This window comes from Mesorhizobium sp. B2-9-1 (assembly GCF_006439455.1).
Taxonomy (GTDB): Bacteria; Pseudomonadota; Alphaproteobacteria; order Rhizobiales; family Rhizobiaceae; genus Mesorhizobium.
The window spans coordinates 52,648-72,263 of sequence record NZ_VFTP01000015.1; the positions used below are offsets into that span (position 1 = coordinate 52,648).

Here is a 19,616-nt window from a genome sequence, read left to right on the forward strand (position 1 = left end):
TCTGTCCTGCCGGACATCTCCCCCTCAGGGGGGGAGATCGGCTGTCGCATTCGGTTTCGCCACTCTCCCGCGTTGCAGAAAAAGCGGGGCATGAAAGCTGCTAATCTCCCCCCCTGAGGGGGAGATGGCCGGCAGGCCAGAGGGGGGTGTTCAAGCGCCATCGTCACACCTGCAAAATCGAAGAAACCAGCAACTGCGTATAAGGCGCGCGCGGATCGTCGAGCACGCGGTCGGTGAGGCCGCTTTCGACGACGCGGCCATCTTTCATCACCATCATGCGCTGCGACAGCAACCGCGCCACGGCGAGGTCGTGGGTGACGACGATCGCGGCAAGCCCAAGATCGGTAACCAGCCCGCGCAGAAGGTCGAGCAGGCGCGCCTGCACCGAGACGTCGAGACCGCCGGTCGGCTCGTCCATGAACACCAGGCGCGGGCCGGTGACCAGGTTGCGGGCGATCTGCAGGCGCTGGCGCATGCCGCCGGAAAAGGCGCGCGGCTCGTCGTCGATGCGGTCCTCGTCGATCTCGACGCGCGACAGCCAGTCGACGGCGGTGGCGCGGATCTTGCCATAGTGGCGGTCGCCGACCGCCATCAGCCGCTCGCCGACATTGGCGCCGGCAGATACCGTCATGCGCAGGCCGTCGGCCGGGTTCTGGTGGACGAAGCCCCAGTCGGTGCGCATCAGGAAGCGGCGCTCGGCCTCGCTCATGCGGTAGAGCTCGCGCCATTGGCCGTCGCGCATGCGGTAGCTGGCCGTGCCGGAAGAGGGCAGCAGGCGGGTCGACAGGCAGTTGAGCAGCGTGGTCTTGCCGGAGCCGGATTCGCCGACCACCGCCAGAACCTCGCCTGGCCAGAGGTCGAAGGTGACGTTCTCGCAGCCGACGCGCGACCCGTAGAATTTGGACAGCGCAGAAACGCGCAGCAGCGGTTCGTCGGTCATTCTGCCGGCTCCGTTTTCTCAGAGGCAAGGTGGGTCTCGGGTGCAAGATGGCCGTGATGGCCGTCGGCTCGTCGCTTCTCGCAATGGTCGGTGTCGGAGCAGACGAACATGTGGCCGCCATGGTCGTCGAGGATGACCTCGTCGAGATAGACATTCTCGGCGCCGCAAAGCGCGCAGGGCTGGTCGAAGGTCTGCACCTCGAAGGGATGGTCCTCGAAGTCGAGGCTGACGACATCGGTGAAGGGCGGCACCGCATAGATGCGCTTCTCTCGGCCGGCACCGAACAATTGCAGGGCCGGTGAGCGATGCATCTTCGGATTGTCGAATTTCGGTGTCGGCGAGGGGTCCATCACGTAGCGGCCCTCGACCTTGACCGGATAGGCGTAGGTGGTGGCGATGCGGCCGTGCCTGGCAATGTCCTCATAGAGCTTCACATGCATGAGGCCGTATTCCTCCAGCGCGTGCATCTTGCGCGTCTCGGTCTCGCGCGGCTCGAGGAAGCGCAGCGGCTCGGGGATCGGCACCTGGAAGACCAGCACCTGGCCTGCGGTCAGCGGATGCTCGGGGATGCGGTGGCGGGTCTGGATGATGGTGGCGGTTGCCGTGTCGGTGGTGACGACGACCTTGGCGACCTTCTTGAAGAAGGCGCGGATCGAGACGGCATTGGTGGTGTCGTCGGCGCCCTGGTCGATGACCTTGAGCACGTCATCGGGACCGATGATCGAGGCGGTGACCTGCACGCCGCCTGTGCCCCAGCCGTAAGGCATCGGCATCTCGCGCGAGGCGAAAGGCACTTGGTAGCCGGGAATGGCGATGCCCTTCAGGATGGCGCGGCGGATCATCCGCTTGGTCTGCTCGTCGAGATAGGCGAAGTTGTAAGTGGCGATCTCTGTCGGTTGCGCGGTCATTCCGCGGCCTCCCTCTTGTCTTCAGCCTTGTCCTCGTTTTCCCGCGCCTCGTATTCGGCGCGCATGCGGCGCACGAGGCCGAGCTCGGCCTGGAAGTCGACATAATGCGGCAGCTTCAAATGCTCGACGAAGCCGGTGGCCTGGACGTTGTCGGAATGCGAGATGACGAATTCCTCGTCCTGCGCGGCGGCAACGACATCCTCGCCGAGCTCGCTCGCGCGCAGCGCCCGGTCGCATAGCGCCATCGCCATCGCCTTGCGCTCGCTCTGGCCGAAGACCAGGCCATAGCCGCGGGTGAACTGCGGCGGCGCCTTGGCCGAGCCCTTGAACTGGTTGACCATCTGGCATTCGGTGACGCGGATGGAGCCGAGCGGCACGGCGAAGGGTAGCTCCGGCACGTCCAGTTCCAGCTCGACCTCGCCGATGCGTATCTCGCCGACGAAGGGATGGTTGCGGGCGTAGCCGCGCTGCGTCGAATAGCCGAGCGCCAGGAGAAAACCCTCGTCGCCGCGCGACAGCGCCTGCAGGCGGATGTCGCGCGCCATCGGGAATTGCAGCGGCTCGCGCGTGATGTCGCCGGGCACGTGGTCCAGCGGCATGTCGCCATCGGCCTCGATCAGGCCTTCATGGGCGAGGATCGCCGAAACGCGCGGCATGGCCTCCGGCTCAGCCGGACGCTGCGCCGGCATCTCGACCTCGGCGCCGGCGGCAAGCTCGGGATCGAGCAGGCGGTGGGTGTAGTCGAAGGTCGGGCCAAGCACCTGTCCGCCGGGCAGGTCCTTATAGGTGGCCGAGACACGGCGCTCGACCTGCATGGCGCCCGTATCGATCGGATTGGTGTAGCCGAAGCGCGGCAGCGTGGTGCGGTAGGCGCGCACCAGGAAGATCGCCTCGATCATGTCGCCGCGCGCCTGGACGACGGCCAGAGCCGCAAGCTCGCGGTCATAGAGCGAGCCTTCGCTCATCACGCGATCGACGCCCAGCGCCAGCTGCTCGACGATCTGGTCGAGGCGCAGCGCCGGTACCGAGCGGTCGCCGCGGCGGCGGTCGGCAAGCAGGCGATGCGCATTGGCAATAGCGGCTTCGCCGCCTTTCACCGCGACATACATGTCATGCCTCCATCGTCTTGATGCGGGTGGTGCGCGGCAGGCAGGCGAGGTGGCCTGGCGCCGCCAGGATGATGTCGACGCCGCGCGGGAAACGCTGGTTGTTCTGCTTCCACTGCTCGACGAAATGGCGCGGCATGCCGGGAGGCGCGATCATCGACGTCTTCTCGATCCCTGGGCCTTCGAGCAGCAGCGACGGGCCCGAGGCAAGATCGTCGACCAGGAGGATCAGCGTCGTCGAGCGGTCGGGATATTCCTGCGTGCCTTGCGCAAAACCGTCGAGCGCCGCCATCTCCTTCGGATTGGCGATCAAGGCGAAATGCGCGTCGGCCGGCGTGTTGGCCGAGGGCGCGCCGGTGTGAAAGCCGAGCCAGGCCTTGACCGCGGCTTCCGCCTGCAGCGGCGAGTCGAGCCAGACCGGCGTGTCGTTGTCGCAGAGCGAGAGCGCCACGGCGCCGGCCGTCGCCGACAGCGGCGCCGGCGGGCGGGCGAGCTGCGGCAGGTTCTGGACGGTGCCGGGGCGGGCCATCGCGTCCATGATGGCGCGGAACACCGCCTGGGCGTTGAAGACCGGCTCTGCGAAGCCGCCGTCGATCGATTGCGTGGCGATATCCATCAGTCCTCTCCGCGCACCATGGTGAAGAAATCCACTTTCGTGGCCGCCGTTTCGACGCGCTTTGTCTCGCGCGCCGCGGCAAGCGCCGCGCGCAAGGGCGCGGCGAGCTTTGTCTCGACCGCTTCGCGGTGCGCCAGGTCCTGCCACAGCGCGTCGGCGATCGCCGCAAGCTTGGCCTTGCCCTTGTCGCGGCCGAGCGCATAGGAGTGGCCGACCTGGCCGGAGGGCAACCGCACCGTCGCACGGGTGACCGTCGCCTCGCCGACATTGAACGGCGCGCCGCCGCCGCCGATCCGTCCGCGCACCGTCACCAATCCGGTTTCAGGACCGCGCAAAAGCTCGGCCTCGGAGGGCAGGCCCGACTCGTTCCACAGGCGGGCGATCTCGTCGGCCGCGGCGTGCGCCAGCGTCGCCATCAAAGCCTTCCGCCCGGCCTGCTCGCGCGCTTCCTGTCCTCGCATGGCATCGCTCCTTGCATGGAGAAATTTGTCTATTGATATAGACAACTATACAAATTATACTCACTTGGTATCGGGAGTCCATGACGGGTGGATGACAACGGGTGCAAAAGTTGGGGTGGGGACGTTGGGGGCGGGGAAATGACCGGGCTGGCAAGCAGCATCGAGAGGCGTAACGGCGTATCGCTATGGCGGCAGATCGCCGACAGGATCCTGCAGGCGGTCGCCAATGGCGATTTCGCCGAGAATGCCGCGCTGCCGCCTGAAGTCGCGCTGGCGGAGCGCTACGGCGTCAACCGCCATACGGTGCGTAGCGCCATTGCAGCGCTGGTGCAGGAAGGCGTGCTGAGGGCCGAGCAGGGACGCGGCACCTTCGTGTTGTCGCGCAAGCGGCTGTCCTATCCGATCGGCGCGCGCACGCGCTTCTCGACCGGGCTGCAGGGGCAGACGAGCGAGCGGCATATCGCGCTGCTGTCGTCATCCACCGAGCCGGCCAGCCGGCGCATCGCCGAGGCGCTGGGCATCGCCAAAGGCGCTGCCGTCATCCGCTTGGAGACGCGCGGCGAGGCCGACGGTCATGCGGTGTCGCGCGCGACGACCTGGTTCGATGCCAAGCGCTTCGCCGGAATCGAGGCGGCAATGGCGGAAACGGGATCGATCACCGCCTCGCTCAAACGCTTCGGCATCAATGATTATCTGCGGCATTCGACCGTGCTGTCGGCGCGACACGCCGACGCCGACGACCTTGCAGCCCTCGATCTGCAGCCCGGCGCCATCGTGCTGGTCACCGTCGCCATTAACGTGACGCTCGACGGTGAGCCGATCCAGTTCGCGGAGTCGCGCTTTCCCGCTGAGCGGGTGGAGCTGAAGTTGTCGGTGTTGTAGGGAGTGCCGGCCTTATACGAGACCCGTGATTTATCCGACCCACGCTGATGTCAGCTCAGCTCGGCCGCTTAATTGTCAGCGGCTTCGCGTTTGAGGATCGCCTTCCCCCACTCCGTCGCCGCTTCGCGGCGCCACCTCTCCCCCCTCCGGAGGGAGAGGAAGGGTGCCAGCTGGAATCGCCTCGTGCCTTTCCTCTCCCCCGTCGACCGGGGGAGAGGTGGCTCGGCGAAGCCGAGACGGAGTGGGGGTCGACCCGTGCGGCGCTCCGTCAATTCGGGCCGAGTTCACCGCCTGTCCTGTTATCACCCGACCTCGATAACCGCCTTGATCAGTCCCGACTTCTCATGCGTCCACCGGGCAAGGTCGCGCGGCGTTCCGGCGAGCGTGGTGCGATGGGTGACGAGCTTGTTCAACGGCACGGCGCCGTTGCGGATCGAATCTGCGACATGGTCGAAATCGGCCTTCAGCGCGTTGCGGCTGCCGATCAACATCATCTCGCGCTTGTGGAATTCGGGGTCGGAGAAGGTGATGTCGTCCTTGACGACGCTGACCAGCACCAGCGTGCCGCCATGCGCGACATGGGCGAAGGCCGACTGCACGGACTGGGTGTTGCCGGTCGCGTCGAACACAAGGTCGAACCCTTCGCCGGCGGTTGCCTGCCGGACCAACTCGGCAGCCGGCACCTTCGAGCTGTCCAACGGGACAAAGCCGAGCTGCTTTTCGGCGAAGCCGAGACGTTCGGCGCTCATGTCGAGCAGGCTGACATCCAGCCCGGCGATGCGCGCGAAAATCGCCGTGCCGAGGCCGATCGGGCCGGCGCCGATGACCAGCGTGCGCTGGCCGGGCAGCCCGAGCGAGCGGCGCACCGCATGCGCGCCGATGGCCAGGAATTCGACCGCCGCGGCGTCGGCCAGCGACAGGCCGTTCGCCGGGTAGAGGTTCTGCGCCGGCACCAGAATTTCGTCGCACATGGCGCCGTCGCGATGGACGCCCAGCACCTCGATCCTCACGCAGCAGTTCGGCTTGCCGCGCCGGCAGGCGATGCATTTGCCGCATGAAAGATAGGGGTTGATGACGACCGGCTCGCCGACGGCGAGATCGACACCTTCGCCTTTCTCGATGACAGTGCCCGAGACCTCGTGCCCCATGACGCGCGGATAGGCCAGAAACGGGTGCTTGCCTTCGAAGATATGATAATCGGTGCCGCATATGCCGACATGGCTGACCGCGACGCGCGCCCAGCCGGGCGGCGGTGTGCCGGGCCCGGCGCGGTCTTCGAGGACAAGCTCGCCGGGCGAGAGGCAGACAACGGCTTTCATAGGCAATCCAAGGCAAAAAGCGCCGGCCTCGCGCGGGCCGGCGCGGAAGGTTCAGGTAGGAGTCATTTGCCGCGACGGCGCAGGCCGTCGAAGTAGACGATGACGATGATCAGCAGGCCGGTGATGACGCGCTGCCAGAAGGTGTTGACGTTGAGCAGGTTGGCGCCGTTGTTGATCGTTGAAAGGATGAAGGAGCCGATCAGCGGTCCATGCACGGAGCCGATGGCGCCGAACAGCGAGGTGCCGCCGATCACCGACGAGGCGATAGCCTGAAGCTCATAGGTGTCGCCCTGTGTGGGGTTGCCGATGCCGATGCGCGAGGCCAGCAGAACGCCGACGATGGCGGCAAGCAGGCCGGACAGGATGTAGGCCATGAAGATGGTGCGCGGCACATTGACGCCCGACAGACGCGCGGCCTCCGCATTGGAGCCGACCGAGAACAGGTAACGGCCCCAGCGCGTGTGGTGCAGGAACACGTAGGAGGGGATGGCGACCAGGATGACCATCCAGAACAGATAGGGGATGCCGAGCAGCGAGCCGCGGGAAAACGCCTGAAAAGGGTCGCTGTTGATGGAGATCGAGTTGCCGTTGGTCATCAAAAGGCCGATGCCGCGCAGCGAGGTCATGGTGGCCAAGGTGATGATGAAGGGCGGCAGGCCCATCTTGACGATGCCGAAGCCGTGGAAGAGGCCGATAGCGACGCCGACCAGCAAGGTCGCCAGCACCGCCGCCCAGATCGGCCAGCCGGCATTGATCAACAGCGCGACGATGACCGTGGTGAAGCCGACCACCGCGCCGACGGACAGGTCGATGCCGCCGGTGATGATGACGAAGGTCTGGCCGACGGCCAGGATGGCGATCAGCGAGCCTTGACGCAGAAGGTTGGTGATGTTGAGCGTCGTGGCGAAGGACGGCGTGGCGAAAGCCAGCACGATCCACATCAGGAGCAGAAGGCCAAGCAGCGTCAAGCCGAACAGGGCGTTGAAATTGCGCTTGGATCGTTCGGCGGGGATCGCCTCGGTGCTCATATCTGTCCTCCCGACTTTTCTTGTTTCTCGGCCAGTGCCTGACCCAAAATGTCCTCGTGGCTCGCGGTCCGGAAACCATGGGTCGCGACCAGCTTGCCGCGCCGGAACACATGCAGCGCGTCGGCAAGCTCGTAGACTTCCGGCAGATAGGACGAGATCAGGATGATGCCGGCGCCCTTGGACAAGAGCGTCGAGAACAGGCGGTAGATCTCGGCCTTGGTGCCGACATCGACGCCCACCGTCGGCTCGTCGAAGATGAACAGCTTGGCGCCATGCGCCAGCCATTTGCCGATGACGATCTTCTGCTGGTTGCCGCCCGACAGGCTGGAGGCGAGCGCATGGCGCGTCGGCGTCTTGATGCGCAGGTCGGCGATCTGGCGGTCGGCCTCGGCCTTCTCCTTGGCGCCGGAGATCAGAAAATTGCTGGAGATGCGTTTGTAGATCGGCAGGTTGAGGTTCATGCCGACCGGCAAATTGAGGCACAGGCCTTGGTCGCGGCGGCTTTCCGGGGCCAGCGCCATGCCGAGCCGGATCGCGTCGTGCTCGGAATTGACCTGGACCTCCTTGCCTTGCCACAGGATCTGGCCGGCCGATTTCCTGTGGCGGCCGTAAAGCGTGGTGACGAACTCGCTGCGGCCGGCGCCGATCAGGCCGTAGAGGCCGACGATCTCGCCGGCGCGGACGGTCACCGAGACATTCTCGAAGCCTTTGCCCGAAAGGTTCTTCGTCTCGACGATCGTGGCGCCGGGGGTGAAATGCTCCTTGTGGTAGATCTGCTCGATCGAGCGGTTGATCATCAGCTTGACCAGCTCGGCCTCGTCCGTCTCGGTGATGTTGCGGGTGCCGACCAAAGTGCCGTCGCGCAGCACGGAAACGCGGTCGGCGAGCTCGAACACTTCCTCCATGCGGTGGCTGATATAGATGATGGTGACGCCTTCGCCTTTGAGCCGCCGGATCAGCTTGAAGAGCTGGTCGGCCTCCTTGCGAGTGAGGTAGGCGGTCGGCTCGTCGAAGATCAGGAATTTGGTGCCGCGCACAGTGGCTCGCGCCGCGGCGATCAACTGCTGCTGGCCGATGGTGAGGTCGCCGAGCACGACATGCGCCGGCAGGTCGAAGCCGAGGCCGTCGATGATCTTCTGCGCGTCCTTGACCATGGCGCGCTGCTGCAGCAGGCCGAAGCGGGATTCCTCCTCTCCGAGGAACATGTTGGCGGCGACGGTGAGATGGCGGCACAGCACCACCTCCTGGTGGACGGCGTTGATGCCGAGCGCCATCGCCTCGTAAGGGGTGGCGAGCGCCTCGGCTTTGCCTTCCCAGATCACCTCGCCGGAAGTGCGCGGCATGACGCCGGTCAGAAGCTTGATGAGGGTGGACTTGCCGGCGCCGTTCTCGCCGACGATTGCGTGGATCTCGCCTGCCTTGAAGGCAAGATGCACAGGCTTCAGCGCATGCGTGCCGGGGTAGCGCTTTTCCAGGCCGTTGAGCTCGAGGATCGTCCTGCCCGGTTCCAACGTGGGGGCCGGGTGCAATTCCTGCGCCGTCGACGTCATGACAATCCTCCCAGATTGGCCTCAACCATTGGGTACGCAGCGATGCATCTGACGCGCATCTTGAAGGCGGAGCCTAAATCGAGCCGGCGAATTTCCAAATCGTCCTGATGGATGTTTCCGGGGCGCGAGGCCCCGGAAACGAGTGTCGCGACGCTGCTCACTTGAGCTTCGGGTTGAGCAGCGCGTCGATCTTGGGATCCTTCATGTTGTCCTTGGTGACGAGGTTCGCGCCGGTGTCGACATTAGCCTCGACCTTCTCGCCCTTCGAGGCGGCCAAGGCGGTCTTGATGCCGTCATAGCCCATCCGATACGGATCCTGGACGACGAGGCCCGAGATGACGCCGTCATTGAGGAACTTGATCAGCTTTTCGTCGCTGTCGAAGCCGATCAGCGCCACCTTGCCGCCGAGATTGTTTTCGGCGATCGCCTGGCCGACGCCCTGTGCCATGATCAGGTTCGAGGCGAAGATGCCCTTGAGGTCCGGATTGGCAGTGATCAGGTCGGTCGCGATGTTCAAGCCCGTGGTGGCCTGGCCGTCGGCATATTTGTCAGCGACAAGCTCGAGGCCAGGATACTTGGCCTTGATCTGCTCGATGAAGCCTTGCTTGCGCTGCTCGAGCGAGCCGGCGCCGGGAAGCGCCGTGATCAGCGCGACTTTGCCTTCTACCTTGCCGCCGTTGGCGGCGCCGATGGCGGCGGCGAGGCCGTCAGCGGCGACGCGGCCGCCCTGCACGTTGTCGGTGGTCAGGAAGGAAGTGAAGGCCTTGGAATCGGCGCCGGAGTCGATGCCGATGACCTTGACCTTGGAGGCAGCCTCGTCGATTGGCTTGCCGAGCGCCTTGAACTCGGTCGGCGAGATGACAACGGCCGCCGGGTTGCTGGCGACGGCGTTTTCCAGGATCGAGATCTGGCCGTTGACGTCGGTTTCGGCCTGGGCGCCGAGTTCCGGCACGTTGACGCCGAGATCCTTGCCGGCCTTGCGGGCACCGGCCAGAACGATCTGCCAATAGAAGGATGTGGTATCCTTGACGATGATCGGAATGGTCACGTCGGCCGCCGAGACGGGCGCGGAATGCATCACCCCGGCGAGCATCGAAGCGGCGGCCAAAGCCACGAAGCCGCGGCGGTTGAGAAGGCTGGTCACGAATTTCATTAGGTTCCTCCCTAAGTCGCCTGGTGAAGGTTGCGGAAGCTCCATCTGGATAGGCGCGGCCCAAACAGAACTTTATCAATAAAAAACAGATACCGTTTTTTGATAGAGCATTGCCGTGACCGATGCAAGCGATGTCTGTTGCCATGCATGATGCGGGTCAGGGCCCGTTCGGCTCCTCCCTGGCAGTGCTCGGATGCTCCCGTTCCTCCTTATCGGCATGGAACGATAATTTCATATTTCTGTCAATATGGAATATTCATTCCATAGAAAAAGCCTGCACGGTTGTGAAGGTCGCCTCCTGTTGTCGGTGGCGCTTCCGACGCGATACGGCCTGCGATTAAAGCGTCGCGCCGAGGTGCCAGGGCACGAATTCGTTGTCGCCGTAGCCGAACGCCTCGCTCTTGGTCTTGCGGCCGGACGCCGTCTCGATGATCAGCTCGAAGATCTCGCGGCCCATGCCGGCTATCGTCTTCTCGCCCGAGGCGATGACGCCGCAATTGACGTCCATGTCCTCTTCCATCTGGTGATACATGGTGGAGTTGGTGGCGACCTTGATCGACGGAGTCGGCCGGCAGCCGAAGCAGGAGCCGCGGCCGGTGGTGAAGACGATGACGTTGGCGCCGCCGGCGACCTGTCCGGTCGCCGAGACCGGGTCGTAGCCGGGCGTATCCATGAACACCAGGCCGCTGCCCGAAACCTTCTCGGCGTAGCCGAAGACGCCGTTGAGCGGCGTCTGGCCCCCCTTGGCGACCGCGCCCAGCGATTTCTCGAGGATCGTGGTCAGGCCGCCGCGCTTGTTGCCGGGCGAGGGGTTGTTGTCGATCGAGGCGCCGTGTTTGGCGGTATGGTCCTCCCACCACTTCACAAAGCCGTCGAGCTTGGCGGCGATTTCGGGAGAAGCGGCGCGGTAGGCCAGCAGATGCTCGGCGCCGTAGATCTCGGTCGTCTCCGACAGGATGCCGATGCCGCCGCAGTCTGCCAGGATATCGACAGCGGCGCCCAATGCCGGGTTTGCCGTGATGCCGGACATGCCGTCCGAGCCGCCGCATTGCAGGCCGACGACGATCTCCGAGACCGGGATCGGCTCACGCTGCAGCTGGCCGACCTCCTCGGCGATCTCGGCCAGAACGCCCATCGCGCGTTCGACCGATTTGCGCGAGCCGCCGGCTTCCTGGATGTTGAAATGCCGTTTTCCCGCGGCCGCTCCCTTCTGGCCGTAAAGCGTAAGCTGGTTGACTTCGCAGCCCAGGCCCACCATCAGGATGCCGCCGAAATTCGGATGGCGCGCATAGCCGGCTAAAGTGCGGTGCAGAACCATCATGCCGTCGCCGGTGGCGCTCATGCCGCAGCCCTGGCCGTGCACGATCGGCACGAAGCCGTCGATGCCGGGATATTTCGGCAGAAGCGTGCGGTTGGCTTCGTCCGCAATGGCGTGGCAGACGGTCGACGAGCAATTGACGCTGGCGATGATGCCGATGAAGTTGCGCGTGCCGGAGCGCCCATCGGCGCGGCGGTAACCCATGAAGGTGCGCTTGCGGTCGGCCTCGGTGGCGTGCTCGGCCTCGCTCGGCGGCACCACCGGCAAGCGGCCGCTCTCGAAAACCAGATTGTGCGAATGAACATGCTCGCCGGGCGCGATGTCTTGCGTGGCGCGGCCGATCGCCTGCGCGTATTTCACAACCGCTTCGCCCGCCGGGATCGGCTTGATCGCCACCTTGTGGCCCGGCTCGATCACGGCAGCCGCGGTTGCGCCGCCCGGCAATGGCGTTCCGATCTCGATGCGCCCGTTGGCGACGGCGACATTATCGGAGGGTGAGAGAAGGATGGTGTTTGCAACGTTCACGGGCGGCTGTCCTGGGTGATCCTGGGAATGCGGGCGGATTGACTTGCGCCCGTTTAAAGGTAATGTCTTTTATCGGGAAAAAACAATTTTGCGTCAATTGTTTTTTCGCTCGGTTGGCGCTCGTCTTTTGGACGCCAGCGCCGCTCGTTTGGCAAGCCGGCGAAAAACGTTCCGCTTTTCGGAGGCTTGAGCCAGAGCAATTCCAGGAAAAGTGCGTAGCGGCTTTCCGTCCGGAATTGCGCAGAAACAAAGATTTAGCGCAGTTCGGCGATTCCGAGAAACGCTGAACTGCTCTAGGAACACCGACCATATCGCGTTTCCGGCAGGCCGCCGCAAGCGTTGGGGGATACGGGGCATGTCGAAAAGCAACAATGTCTACAAGGATGCCTATAACCGCTGTCTGCGGCTGCTCGACGAGACCAAGAGCCTGCCGTCGGAACCGGAACTCGGCACGCTGCTCGGCGTCAGCCGCACCACGGTGCGCAGCATCCTTGCGCGCATGGAAGAAACCGGGCTGATCGACTGGAACAAGCGCAACAAGACGGTGCTCAGGGCGCCGCGGCCGGAGGATTTCTTCCCCGAGGAGGAGACCGACTCGCTGGCCGAGATCATCGAGCGCTCCTTCATGCGTCGCCTGCTTGCGGGGGGCGCGGAAGCCGGCATGCAGATCAACGAGCTGGAGCTGGCGCGCGAGATCGGCGTCGGCACCACCAGCGTGCGCGAATTCCTGATCCGCTTCTCGCGCTTCGGGCTGATCGAGAAGCGGCGCAACAGCCACTGGGTGCTGAAGGGTTTCACGCGCGCCTTCGCGCTGGAGCTGACCGAGATCCGCGAGATTTTCGAGCTGCGTTCGGCAGCGGCTTTCGCCGCGCTGCCGGAAGATAGCGCGGTATGGGCCGATCTTGACCGGCTGGAGCTCGAGCATCGTCAGCTCGCCAGCGAAATCGCCACGCGCTTCAACGAATTCTCCGAGCTCGACGAGCGCTTCCACCGGCTGATCCACCGCGCCTCGCACAATCGCTTTATCGTCGACTTCTACGATGTCATCGCGATGATCTTCCACTACCACTATCAGTGGAACAAGGCTGAGGAGCGCCAGCGCAACGAGGTCGCTATTCAGGAGCATCTCGCTTACATCGCGGCGCTGAAATCGCGTGATCCCGGCAAGGTGGACGCCGCCTGTCGCAAGCACCTGAAGTCGGCGCGCCAGACGCTTCTGACCTCCATTCCTGAAGGGCGGCAGATGCAGCCCGCCTGATAGGCGGGCCGCGATCCACAACGACCCATCGCGCCGCGTTGCCGCAGCGCGGTTTTGCCGATTTCCCGCGCGCATTCCGCGTGCTACCGTCGAGGCGTTTCCGGGAGAGGCTTTGCGTTGGATATCCGGCTGAGACGAAGGAGCATGCCGGCCGCGTTCGTCGCGGCGCTGCTTCTATTGCTTCAGTCCTCTCTCGGCGCTTTCGCCTTCGGCGCGCCTTCGCAGCTCGACGCCTTCGGCAACGTCATCTGCACGCATGAAGGGGCCGTAAAACTCCCCGGCGGCGATCCCCACCAGCAGCATCTGCCGGCCTGCTGCTCGCTCGGCTGCAACATGGTTACGGCGGCGCATCTGTCGCCGCCGGAAGCCTGCGCGCTGGCCGGGACCCAGCTTTTCGAGGCGGTCGCCTTCCAACTTCCGGCCTTCCGGCACCAGGATTTTGCCCGCGGCCGCTCTCCGGCCAATCCGCGCGCGCCGCCGGCGATGGTCTGATCCGCGGAACCTTCCGCGCGCCTATTCATCCAAAGATCAGACTGTTCGCGGCCGCTTTCCGGCGCGATCCCCTACTCATGGAGCAACCATGTCCAATCTTCTTCCCAAGGCGCAAGCCTTCGCCCTTCGCGGCGCGCCGCCGTTCCACCTCCAGCTGCGCGTTGGCCTTGCCGTGCTCAGCCTTTTTCTTCTCTTGGCCTGCATTCCCGCCGCCCTGGCGCATGAGTTCAAGGTCGGCGATCTCGAGATCGAGCATCCCTGGTCGCGGGCGACGCCGCCGGGCGCCAAGGTGGCCGGCGGCTATTTCACCGTGATCAACAAGGGCAGCGCGCCGGACCGGCTGCTGTCGATCTCCTCCGACATCTCCGACAAGGCCGAACTGCATCAGATGGGCGTCAAGGACGGCGTCATGACCATGCGGCCGGTCGAGGGCGGGTTGGAGATCCCTGCCGGCGGCAAGGTCGCGCTGACGCCGGGCGCCTACCACCTGATGTTCACCGGCCTGAAGCGGCAGCCGAAGCAGGGCGAGAAATTCCCGGCGACGCTGACCTTCGAGAAGGCCGGCAGCGTCAAGGTAGAATTCGCCGTCGAAGGCATGGGCGAGACGGGGAGTGGCGATATGGGCGACATGGATCACGCCGAATAATCCGCCCAATTCGAAATCAGAGGGACAATTCATGAACAAGTATCTTTTGGCGGCGGGCGCGCTTTGCGCGCTCGGGACCAATGCCGCGCTCGCCCACATCACGCTCGAAACGCAGGAAGCGGCTGTCGGCTCGACCTACAAGGCGGTCTTGCGCGTGCCGCATGGCTGCGAGGGCAAGGCAACGACCGCCGTGCGCGTGCAGATACCTGAAGGCGTCATCGCGGTGAAGCCGATGCCCAAGCCCGGCTGGACGTTGCAGGTCAAGAAGGGCAAATACGAGAAATCCTACCAGCTCTATGGCGAGACGCTGACCACCGGCGTGAAGGAAGTCGACTGGAGCGGCGGCAATCTGCCCGACGAATTCTATGACGAGTTCGCCTTCCGCGCCTCGCTGGCGGCCGATCTGCCGGCCGGCCAGATGCTCTATTTCCCGGTGGTGCAGGAATGCGGTGATGCCGCCGAGCGCTGGATCGAGATCCCTGCGGCCGGCCAGGACGAGGACGCCTTGGAAACGCCTGCGCCCGGCATCAAATTGCTGCCGAAGAAATGATCTCTGTTGGCGCGCTCCATCGGGCGCGCCACCATTTCCAGTTATGACGGCATGAACGCAGCACTGCCTTCCTCGATGAACCGCATGCTTGCCGGCTCGCTTGTCTGGCTGGCGGCAATGCTCGTGGCGATGGCGCTGCTCGTCGTGCCCGGCCGCGCCTTGGCGCATGCGGCGCTGGTCGCAACCGATCCGGCCGACGGCGCGGTGCTGGCGCAAAGTCCAACCCAATTCTCGCTCACCTTCAGCGAGCCCGTCTCGCCGCTGGTGCTGAGGCTTGTGCGGCCGGACGGCTCGCAGCTTGCGCTGACATCCTTCCGTCTCAAGGACCGGACGGTCGAGATCGGCAATCCCGAAACGCTCGAATCCGGCACGCATGTGCTGAGTTGGCGGGTCGTTTCGGTCGACGGTCATCCGGTCGGCGGCTCGGCGCTGTTTTCCATAGGCGCGCCAAGCGCGGCACCAGTGGCGGGCGAGGCCGTCGACCGGACGCTGCGGGCGATGATCTGGCTCGGCAAGCTGTTTCTCTATGCCGGGCTTTTTCTCGGCATCGGCGGCGCGTTCGCCCTTGCCTGGCTGGCCGAGGATCGGCGCCGCGGCCAACGCTTCGTCATCGCGACGCTTCTTATCGGCCTCGTCGGAGCGCCGCTTTCGCTCGGCCTCCAGGGGCTGGATGCGCTCGGCGCGCCGCTCGCCCGGTTTGCGACACCGGCTGTCTGGAAGACCGCGCTCGAGACGAGCTTCGTCTGGACGGTGCTGCTCGGCCTGATCGCGCTCGGCTTGGCTTTGCTTTCCCTTGCCGGACCGTCGGGCCTGCGCAGGCTGGCGGCGTCCGTAGCGCTTCTCGGGGTTGGCGCGGCCCTTGCCGCGAGCGGTCACGCCAGCGCCGCCGAACCGCAATGGCTGACGCGGCCGCTGGTGTTCCTGCACGGCACCGCGATCGCCTTCTGGGCGGGTGCGCTGGCGCCGCTCGGCCTCGCGCTGCGGCAGCAGCCGGCGGAAGCGAAGGCTTTCCTGCGGCGCTTCTCGCGCGCGATCCTGCCGGTCGTGGCAGTCCTTGCCGCCAGCGGCATCGTGCTGGCGATCATCCAGGTGCAGCAGCCGACAGCGTTGATCCATACCGCTTATGGCCGGCTGCTGCTGCTCAAGCTCACGCTGCTGCTCTTCCTGTTCACGTTGGCCGCGATCAACCGGTGGACGCTGACGGCGCCAGCCGTAGCCGGCGACACCGAGGTGCAGCGGCGGATGGTGCGCTCGATCGGCATCGAGGTGGCCATCGTGCTTGCCATCTTCGGCGTCGCCGCCGGCTGGCGCTTCACCCCGCCGCCACGCGCGCTGGCGATCGCCTCCGCGCAGCCGGTTTCGATCCACATCCACACGCTGAAGGCGATGGCCGATCTCAGCATCACGCCGGGCCATGCCGGCGAGGTCGCCGCTTCGATGATGATCATGACCGGCGATTTCGGACCACTCGACGCCAAGGAGGTGATGCTGGTGCTGTCCAAGCCGGATTCCGGCATCGAGCCGATCAAGCGGCCGGCGAGAAAATCCGGCGACGGCACCTGGCGTATCGACAATCTCGTCATCCCGCTCCCCGGCCGCTGGAACGCCCGGCTCGATATTCTCGTTTCGGACTTCGAGGTGGTGAAGATCGAGGCGCCAATCGATATCCGCGCAGAGTGAAATTGAGAGTGAATGGTGAATAGTGAATGGTGAATAGCAGGCGATTTTCGTTTCCGCGTCGCGACGACGTTCGCCTGTCCATTTCACTATTCACCATTCACCATTCGCCCTCAGTCTTCCCCCTCGGTCTCACCGACCTCGACACAATTCTGCGAGACGGTTGACGCAGCCGCCAAGGCCCGTCATTCATCTGGGAAAGGCGTTCTCCAGGACGCAACCCACAACAAGCATCCGAACGCAGGGAAGAAACGATGGAAAAAGCCGAAATCGGCCTGATCGGCCTTGGCACGATGGGTTCCAACCTGGCGCTCAACATCGCCGAGCACGGGCACCGCATCGCCGTCTTCAACCGCACGCCATCGCGCACCGACGCCTTTGTCGATAGTGCCGGTTCGCTGAGGGACATGGTCGTTCCCTGCTACAGCCTGGAGGAGCTCGCCGCTGCGATCCGGCCGCCGCGGCCGATCATCATCATGGTGCTGGCCGGCAAGCCGGTCGACGAGCAGATCGCGGCGCTGCGCGGTGTGCTCTCTCACAACGACATCGTCATCGATGCCGGGAACGCCAATTTCCGCGACACGATGCGCCGCTTCTCAGAGCTGTCCGGCTCGGGCCTGACCTTCATCGGCATGGGCGTATCGGGCGGCGAGGAGGGCGCGCGGCACGGCCCCTCGATCATGGTCGGTGGCACGGAAGAGTCCTGGAAGCGCGTCGAGAAAGTGCTGACGGCGATCTCGGCCAAGTTCAAGGACGAGCCCTGCGCCGCCTGGCTTGGCACCGACGGCGCCGGCCATTTCGTCAAGACCATCCACAACGGCATCGAATATGCCGACATGCAGATGATCGCCGAGATCTACGGCATCTTGCGCGACGGCCTCGGCATGGCGCCGAAGGAAATCGGCAAGGTCTTCGAAGAATGGAACAAAGGCCGGCTCAACTCATACCTGATCGAGATCACCGCAAAAGTTCTCGCCGCCGACGATCCCAAGACCGGCAAGCCGGTTGCCGACGTCATTCTCGACCGTGCCGGGCAGAAGGGCACCGGCAAATGGTCGGTCATCGAAGCGCAGCAGCTCGGCATTCCGGCGACGGCGATCGAGGCGGCGGTCGCGGCGCGCGTGCTGTCCTCAATCAAGGATGAGCGGCAGGCGGCGGAAAAGGCCTATGGCAATATCGGTGTCGAGAAGATTTCTGGCGACAGGGGCGCGCTGCTCAAGGACTTGGAGCTGGCATTGTTCGCCGGCAAGATCGCGGCTTACGCGCAAGGTTTCGCGGTGATGAGCGGCGCTTCCAAGGAATTCAACTGGAACTTGCCCATGCCGACCATCGCCAAGATCTGGCGCGCCGGCTGCATCATCCGCTCGCAGATGCTTGACACGATGGCCGAGGCCTTCGGTTCGGGCGGCGCTTCCACCAATCTGCTGATGGCGCCGGCCTTCATCGCCATGATGAAGGAGGCGCATCCGTCGCTGAGGCGCATCGTGGCGCGCGCATCCGAGGCCGGCTCGCCGGTGCCGGCACTGTCGTCGGCGCTCGCCTATTTCGACAGCTACCGCCAAGGACGCGGCACCTCGAACCTGATCCAGGCGCAGCGCGACTTCTTCGGCGCGCACGGCTTCGAGCGCATCGGGGAAGAGGGGGCGTTTCATGGCCCATGGGGGAGTGGGGCCGCCTAGAGCCAGGTGAGGCCGGCCTGCAAATGGCGGCTTCTTGCGCTTCCGGTGCTCACGTACTTTAAGTACGCTCCGCTCCGGTTCTCGGAAGCCACCATTTTCGACTCGGCCTGACCTGCCCCTCAAGTCGCGCCAATCAACCACGATAGGGCAAAACCTCGCTCGGCGTGCTGAGCGATTGCAGCGTGCCTGGATCGGCGCCGCCGATCCAGCCGAGCACGGCGCGGGCGAGCTCGGAGCCGGCGAGCCGGAAATTCTCGTTGACGACGAGCAGCTCTCGCCGGAACAGATGCAGCAGTTCCGACGATTGTTTCGACACCACGTCGACGTCGCGGCCGAGCTTCAGCCCGGCGTCCTCGATGCCGGCCACGATGGCGAGCGTCGCGGCGGCGGCGCTGCTGACGAAGCCGTCCGGACGGTCTTTGCGCCGCATCAATTGCGCGGTCCGCATCCTGATCTGCTCGATCGACTGATCGATGGAGACGGTGTTGAACGGCACCTCGCTGGCACCCACCTCGCTCAGCGCATCGGTAAAGCCGGCGACCGTATGGCCGTGATAGGTGAGGCCGACCGGAGGCGTCACCAGGGCAAGCCGGTTGCGGCCCCTGCCGGCGAGGTAGCGGACGGCTTCGCCGGCAAAGGCGTAATTGTCGAAGTCGTGATAGGGATGCACCAGCCCCATGTCGGTACGGCCATGCGTGGCGAAGGGAATGCCGCGCTCCAGCATATAGCGCGCCCGTGGATCGTTGGGCTGGGTGCGCGAGATAATGACGCCGTCGGCCGAGCCCGTCTCGACCAGATAGCGCACCGGGTCCAGCGGATCCTGCGAGCGCGAATAGGGCGTGACGATCAGATGGTAGGGCGTGTCGGCGATCACCTCGGTGACGCCGTAGATGATGTCCGAGACGAAGCTCATCAGCTCGTGCTCGGTGTTCAGCACAAGCGATATCACGTTGGTCTTGCCGGTTCTCAAGCGTACGCCGGCGCGGTTCGGGCGATAGCCGATCTGCTTGGCGACGAGCTGGACGCGGCGCCTTGTCTCGGCGCCGATCTCGGGCGCATCCTTCAGCGCGCGCGAGACCGTCGTGACGCCCAGCCCGGTCATGAAGGCAAGCGTCTTCAGCGTCGGCCGTTCCTTGCCCGACGTGTCGTCGTCGCCCTTCTTCGTTATCCGTCTATCCATCGTCCCGCCCGTCAGGCGCATAGCAGTCGCAGAGCCGACCGGCAATCGTGCGGCGGTGACATTTGCGCGACCTTCAGTTTGCGGCTCGGCTCAATATACTGAAACGTTACAGATTGCCAATCTTCGTGATCGACCAGCGAGATCGCACCCTCTGAATCACAGATGCGGAGAGGGGCCGAAGCTCGCTGGAATCACAAAGAAATATCGGTCCGAGCCTGCTTCTTGCACCAATCGTCTGATCCGACACCGGCATTGCCGCCTCGGAAAAAAGATTTTGTTCGCGCCGCGAAAAAATCTTGACCGGCCTTAAGGCGAGGGGTTGCCTAGG

General features: G+C 64.8%; 18 protein-coding genes. 7 read left to right on the top strand and 11 right to left on the bottom strand.

Going from position 1 to position 19,616, the window contains the following annotated elements:
• Positions 1-163: 163 nt before the first annotated feature.
• From phnK to phnG, 5 genes are read right to left on the bottom strand one after another with little or no spacing between them, the layout of a single operon-like run.
• Positions 164-940: a phosphonate C-P lyase system protein PhnK gene (phnK, locus tag FJW05_RS21695; RefSeq protein WP_140544515.1), complete on the bottom strand. Its 777-nt coding sequence runs from the start codon at positions 938-940 to the stop codon at positions 164-166.
• The gene (locus tag FJW05_RS21700) at positions 937-1,848 is read right to left on the bottom strand and encodes an alpha-D-ribose 1-methylphosphonate 5-phosphate C-P-lyase PhnJ (RefSeq protein WP_140635553.1); all 912 of its coding nucleotides are present in this window, start codon (positions 1,846-1,848) and stop codon (positions 937-939) included. Before FJW05_RS21700 ends, phnK begins: the two co-directional genes overlap by 4 nt.
• On the bottom strand, positions 1,845-2,957 hold the full coding sequence (locus FJW05_RS21705) for a carbon-phosphorus lyase complex subunit PhnI (protein WP_140635555.1): 1,113 nt from the start codon (positions 2,955-2,957) through the stop codon (positions 1,845-1,847). The genes FJW05_RS21700 and FJW05_RS21705 overlap by 4 nt, the downstream gene beginning before the upstream one ends.
• 1 nt (position 2,958) lies before the next feature.
• Positions 2,959-3,570 (bottom strand): phosphonate C-P lyase system protein PhnH, encoded by a 612-nt coding sequence (gene phnH / locus FJW05_RS21710; protein WP_140635557.1) that lies wholly within the window; start codon positions 3,568-3,570, stop codon positions 2,959-2,961.
• Entirely contained in the window at positions 3,570-4,031 is a 462-nt protein-coding gene (gene phnG / locus FJW05_RS21715; RefSeq protein WP_140635559.1) for a phosphonate C-P lyase system protein PhnG, read from the bottom strand. Before phnG ends, phnH begins: the two co-directional genes overlap by 1 nt.
• A 138-nt stretch (positions 4,032-4,169) precedes the next feature.
• Here phnG and phnF point away from each other — a divergent pair, with 138 nt between their 5' ends.
• Complete coding sequence (phnF, locus tag FJW05_RS21720; protein ID WP_140635561.1) at positions 4,170-4,913, top strand: phosphonate metabolism transcriptional regulator PhnF; 744 nt, start codon at positions 4,170-4,172, stop codon at positions 4,911-4,913.
• A 302-nt stretch (positions 4,914-5,215) separates the two neighbouring features.
• Here phnF and FJW05_RS21730 read toward each other — a convergent pair whose 3' ends face one another.
• The 5 genes from FJW05_RS21730 to FJW05_RS21750 form a co-directional block, all read right to left on the bottom strand.
• On the bottom strand, positions 5,216-6,232 hold the full coding sequence (locus FJW05_RS21730) for a zinc-binding alcohol dehydrogenase family protein (protein ID WP_140635563.1): 1,017 nt from the start codon (positions 6,230-6,232) through the stop codon (positions 5,216-5,218).
• Between the two features lie 62 nt (positions 6,233-6,294).
• A complete protein-coding gene (locus FJW05_RS21735) occupies positions 6,295-7,260 on the bottom strand; it encodes an ABC transporter permease (RefSeq protein WP_140544531.1) in 966 nt (321 codons plus the stop codon).
• Positions 7,257-8,810, bottom strand: coding sequence for a sugar ABC transporter ATP-binding protein (locus FJW05_RS21740; RefSeq protein WP_140635565.1), 1,554 nt, complete (start codon positions 8,808-8,810; stop codon positions 7,257-7,259). The genes FJW05_RS21735 and FJW05_RS21740 overlap by 4 nt, the downstream gene beginning before the upstream one ends.
• Before the next feature lie 157 nt (positions 8,811-8,967).
• Entirely contained in the window at positions 8,968-9,963 is a 996-nt protein-coding gene (locus tag FJW05_RS21745; protein WP_140635567.1) for an ABC transporter substrate-binding protein, read from the bottom strand.
• A 337-nt stretch (positions 9,964-10,300) separates the two neighbouring features.
• Positions 10,301-11,806: an altronate dehydratase family protein gene (locus FJW05_RS21750; RefSeq protein ID WP_140635569.1), complete on the bottom strand. Its 1,506-nt coding sequence runs from the start codon at positions 11,804-11,806 to the stop codon at positions 10,301-10,303.
• A gap of 355 nt (positions 11,807-12,161) precedes the next feature.
• Between FJW05_RS21750 and FJW05_RS21760 the strand changes: the two genes are divergently transcribed.
• The 6 genes from FJW05_RS21760 (at position 12,162) to gndA (ending at position 18,108) form a co-directional block, all read left to right on the top strand.
• Positions 12,162-13,064, top strand: a complete 903-nt coding sequence (locus FJW05_RS21760; RefSeq protein WP_140544539.1) for a GntR family transcriptional regulator — start codon at positions 12,162-12,164, stop codon at positions 13,062-13,064.
• Positions 13,065-13,208: 144 nt separating this feature from the next.
• Positions 13,209-13,556, top strand: coding sequence for a hypothetical protein (locus FJW05_RS21765; protein ID WP_140635573.1), 348 nt, complete (start codon positions 13,209-13,211; stop codon positions 13,554-13,556).
• Between the two features lie 88 nt (positions 13,557-13,644).
• Positions 13,645-14,202: a copper chaperone PCu(A)C gene (locus FJW05_RS21770; RefSeq protein WP_140635575.1), complete on the top strand. Its 558-nt coding sequence runs from the start codon at positions 13,645-13,647 to the stop codon at positions 14,200-14,202.
• Between the two features lie 31 nt (positions 14,203-14,233).
• Positions 14,234-14,752 carry a YcnI family protein gene (locus FJW05_RS21775; protein ID WP_140635576.1) on the top strand — a complete coding sequence of 173 codons (519 nt, stop codon included), beginning with the start codon at positions 14,234-14,236 and terminating at the stop codon, positions 14,750-14,752.
• A 75-nt stretch (positions 14,753-14,827) separates the two neighbouring features.
• On the top strand, positions 14,828-16,432 hold the full coding sequence (locus FJW05_RS21780; RefSeq protein WP_246673586.1) for a copper resistance CopC/CopD family protein: 1,605 nt from the start codon (positions 14,828-14,830) through the stop codon (positions 16,430-16,432).
• Between the two features lie 188 nt (positions 16,433-16,620).
• Positions 16,621-18,108 (top strand): NADP-dependent phosphogluconate dehydrogenase, encoded by a 1,488-nt coding sequence (gndA, locus tag FJW05_RS21785; protein ID WP_281405781.1) that lies wholly within the window; start codon positions 16,621-16,623, stop codon positions 18,106-18,108.
• 133 nt (positions 18,109-18,241) lie between these two features.
• Here the strand turns inward: gndA and FJW05_RS21790 are convergent, their stop codons facing one another.
• A complete protein-coding gene (locus FJW05_RS21790) occupies positions 18,242-19,288 on the bottom strand; it encodes a LacI family transcriptional regulator (RefSeq protein WP_140635580.1) in 1,047 nt (348 codons plus the stop codon).
• Between the last annotated feature and the right edge of the window lie 328 nt (positions 19,289-19,616).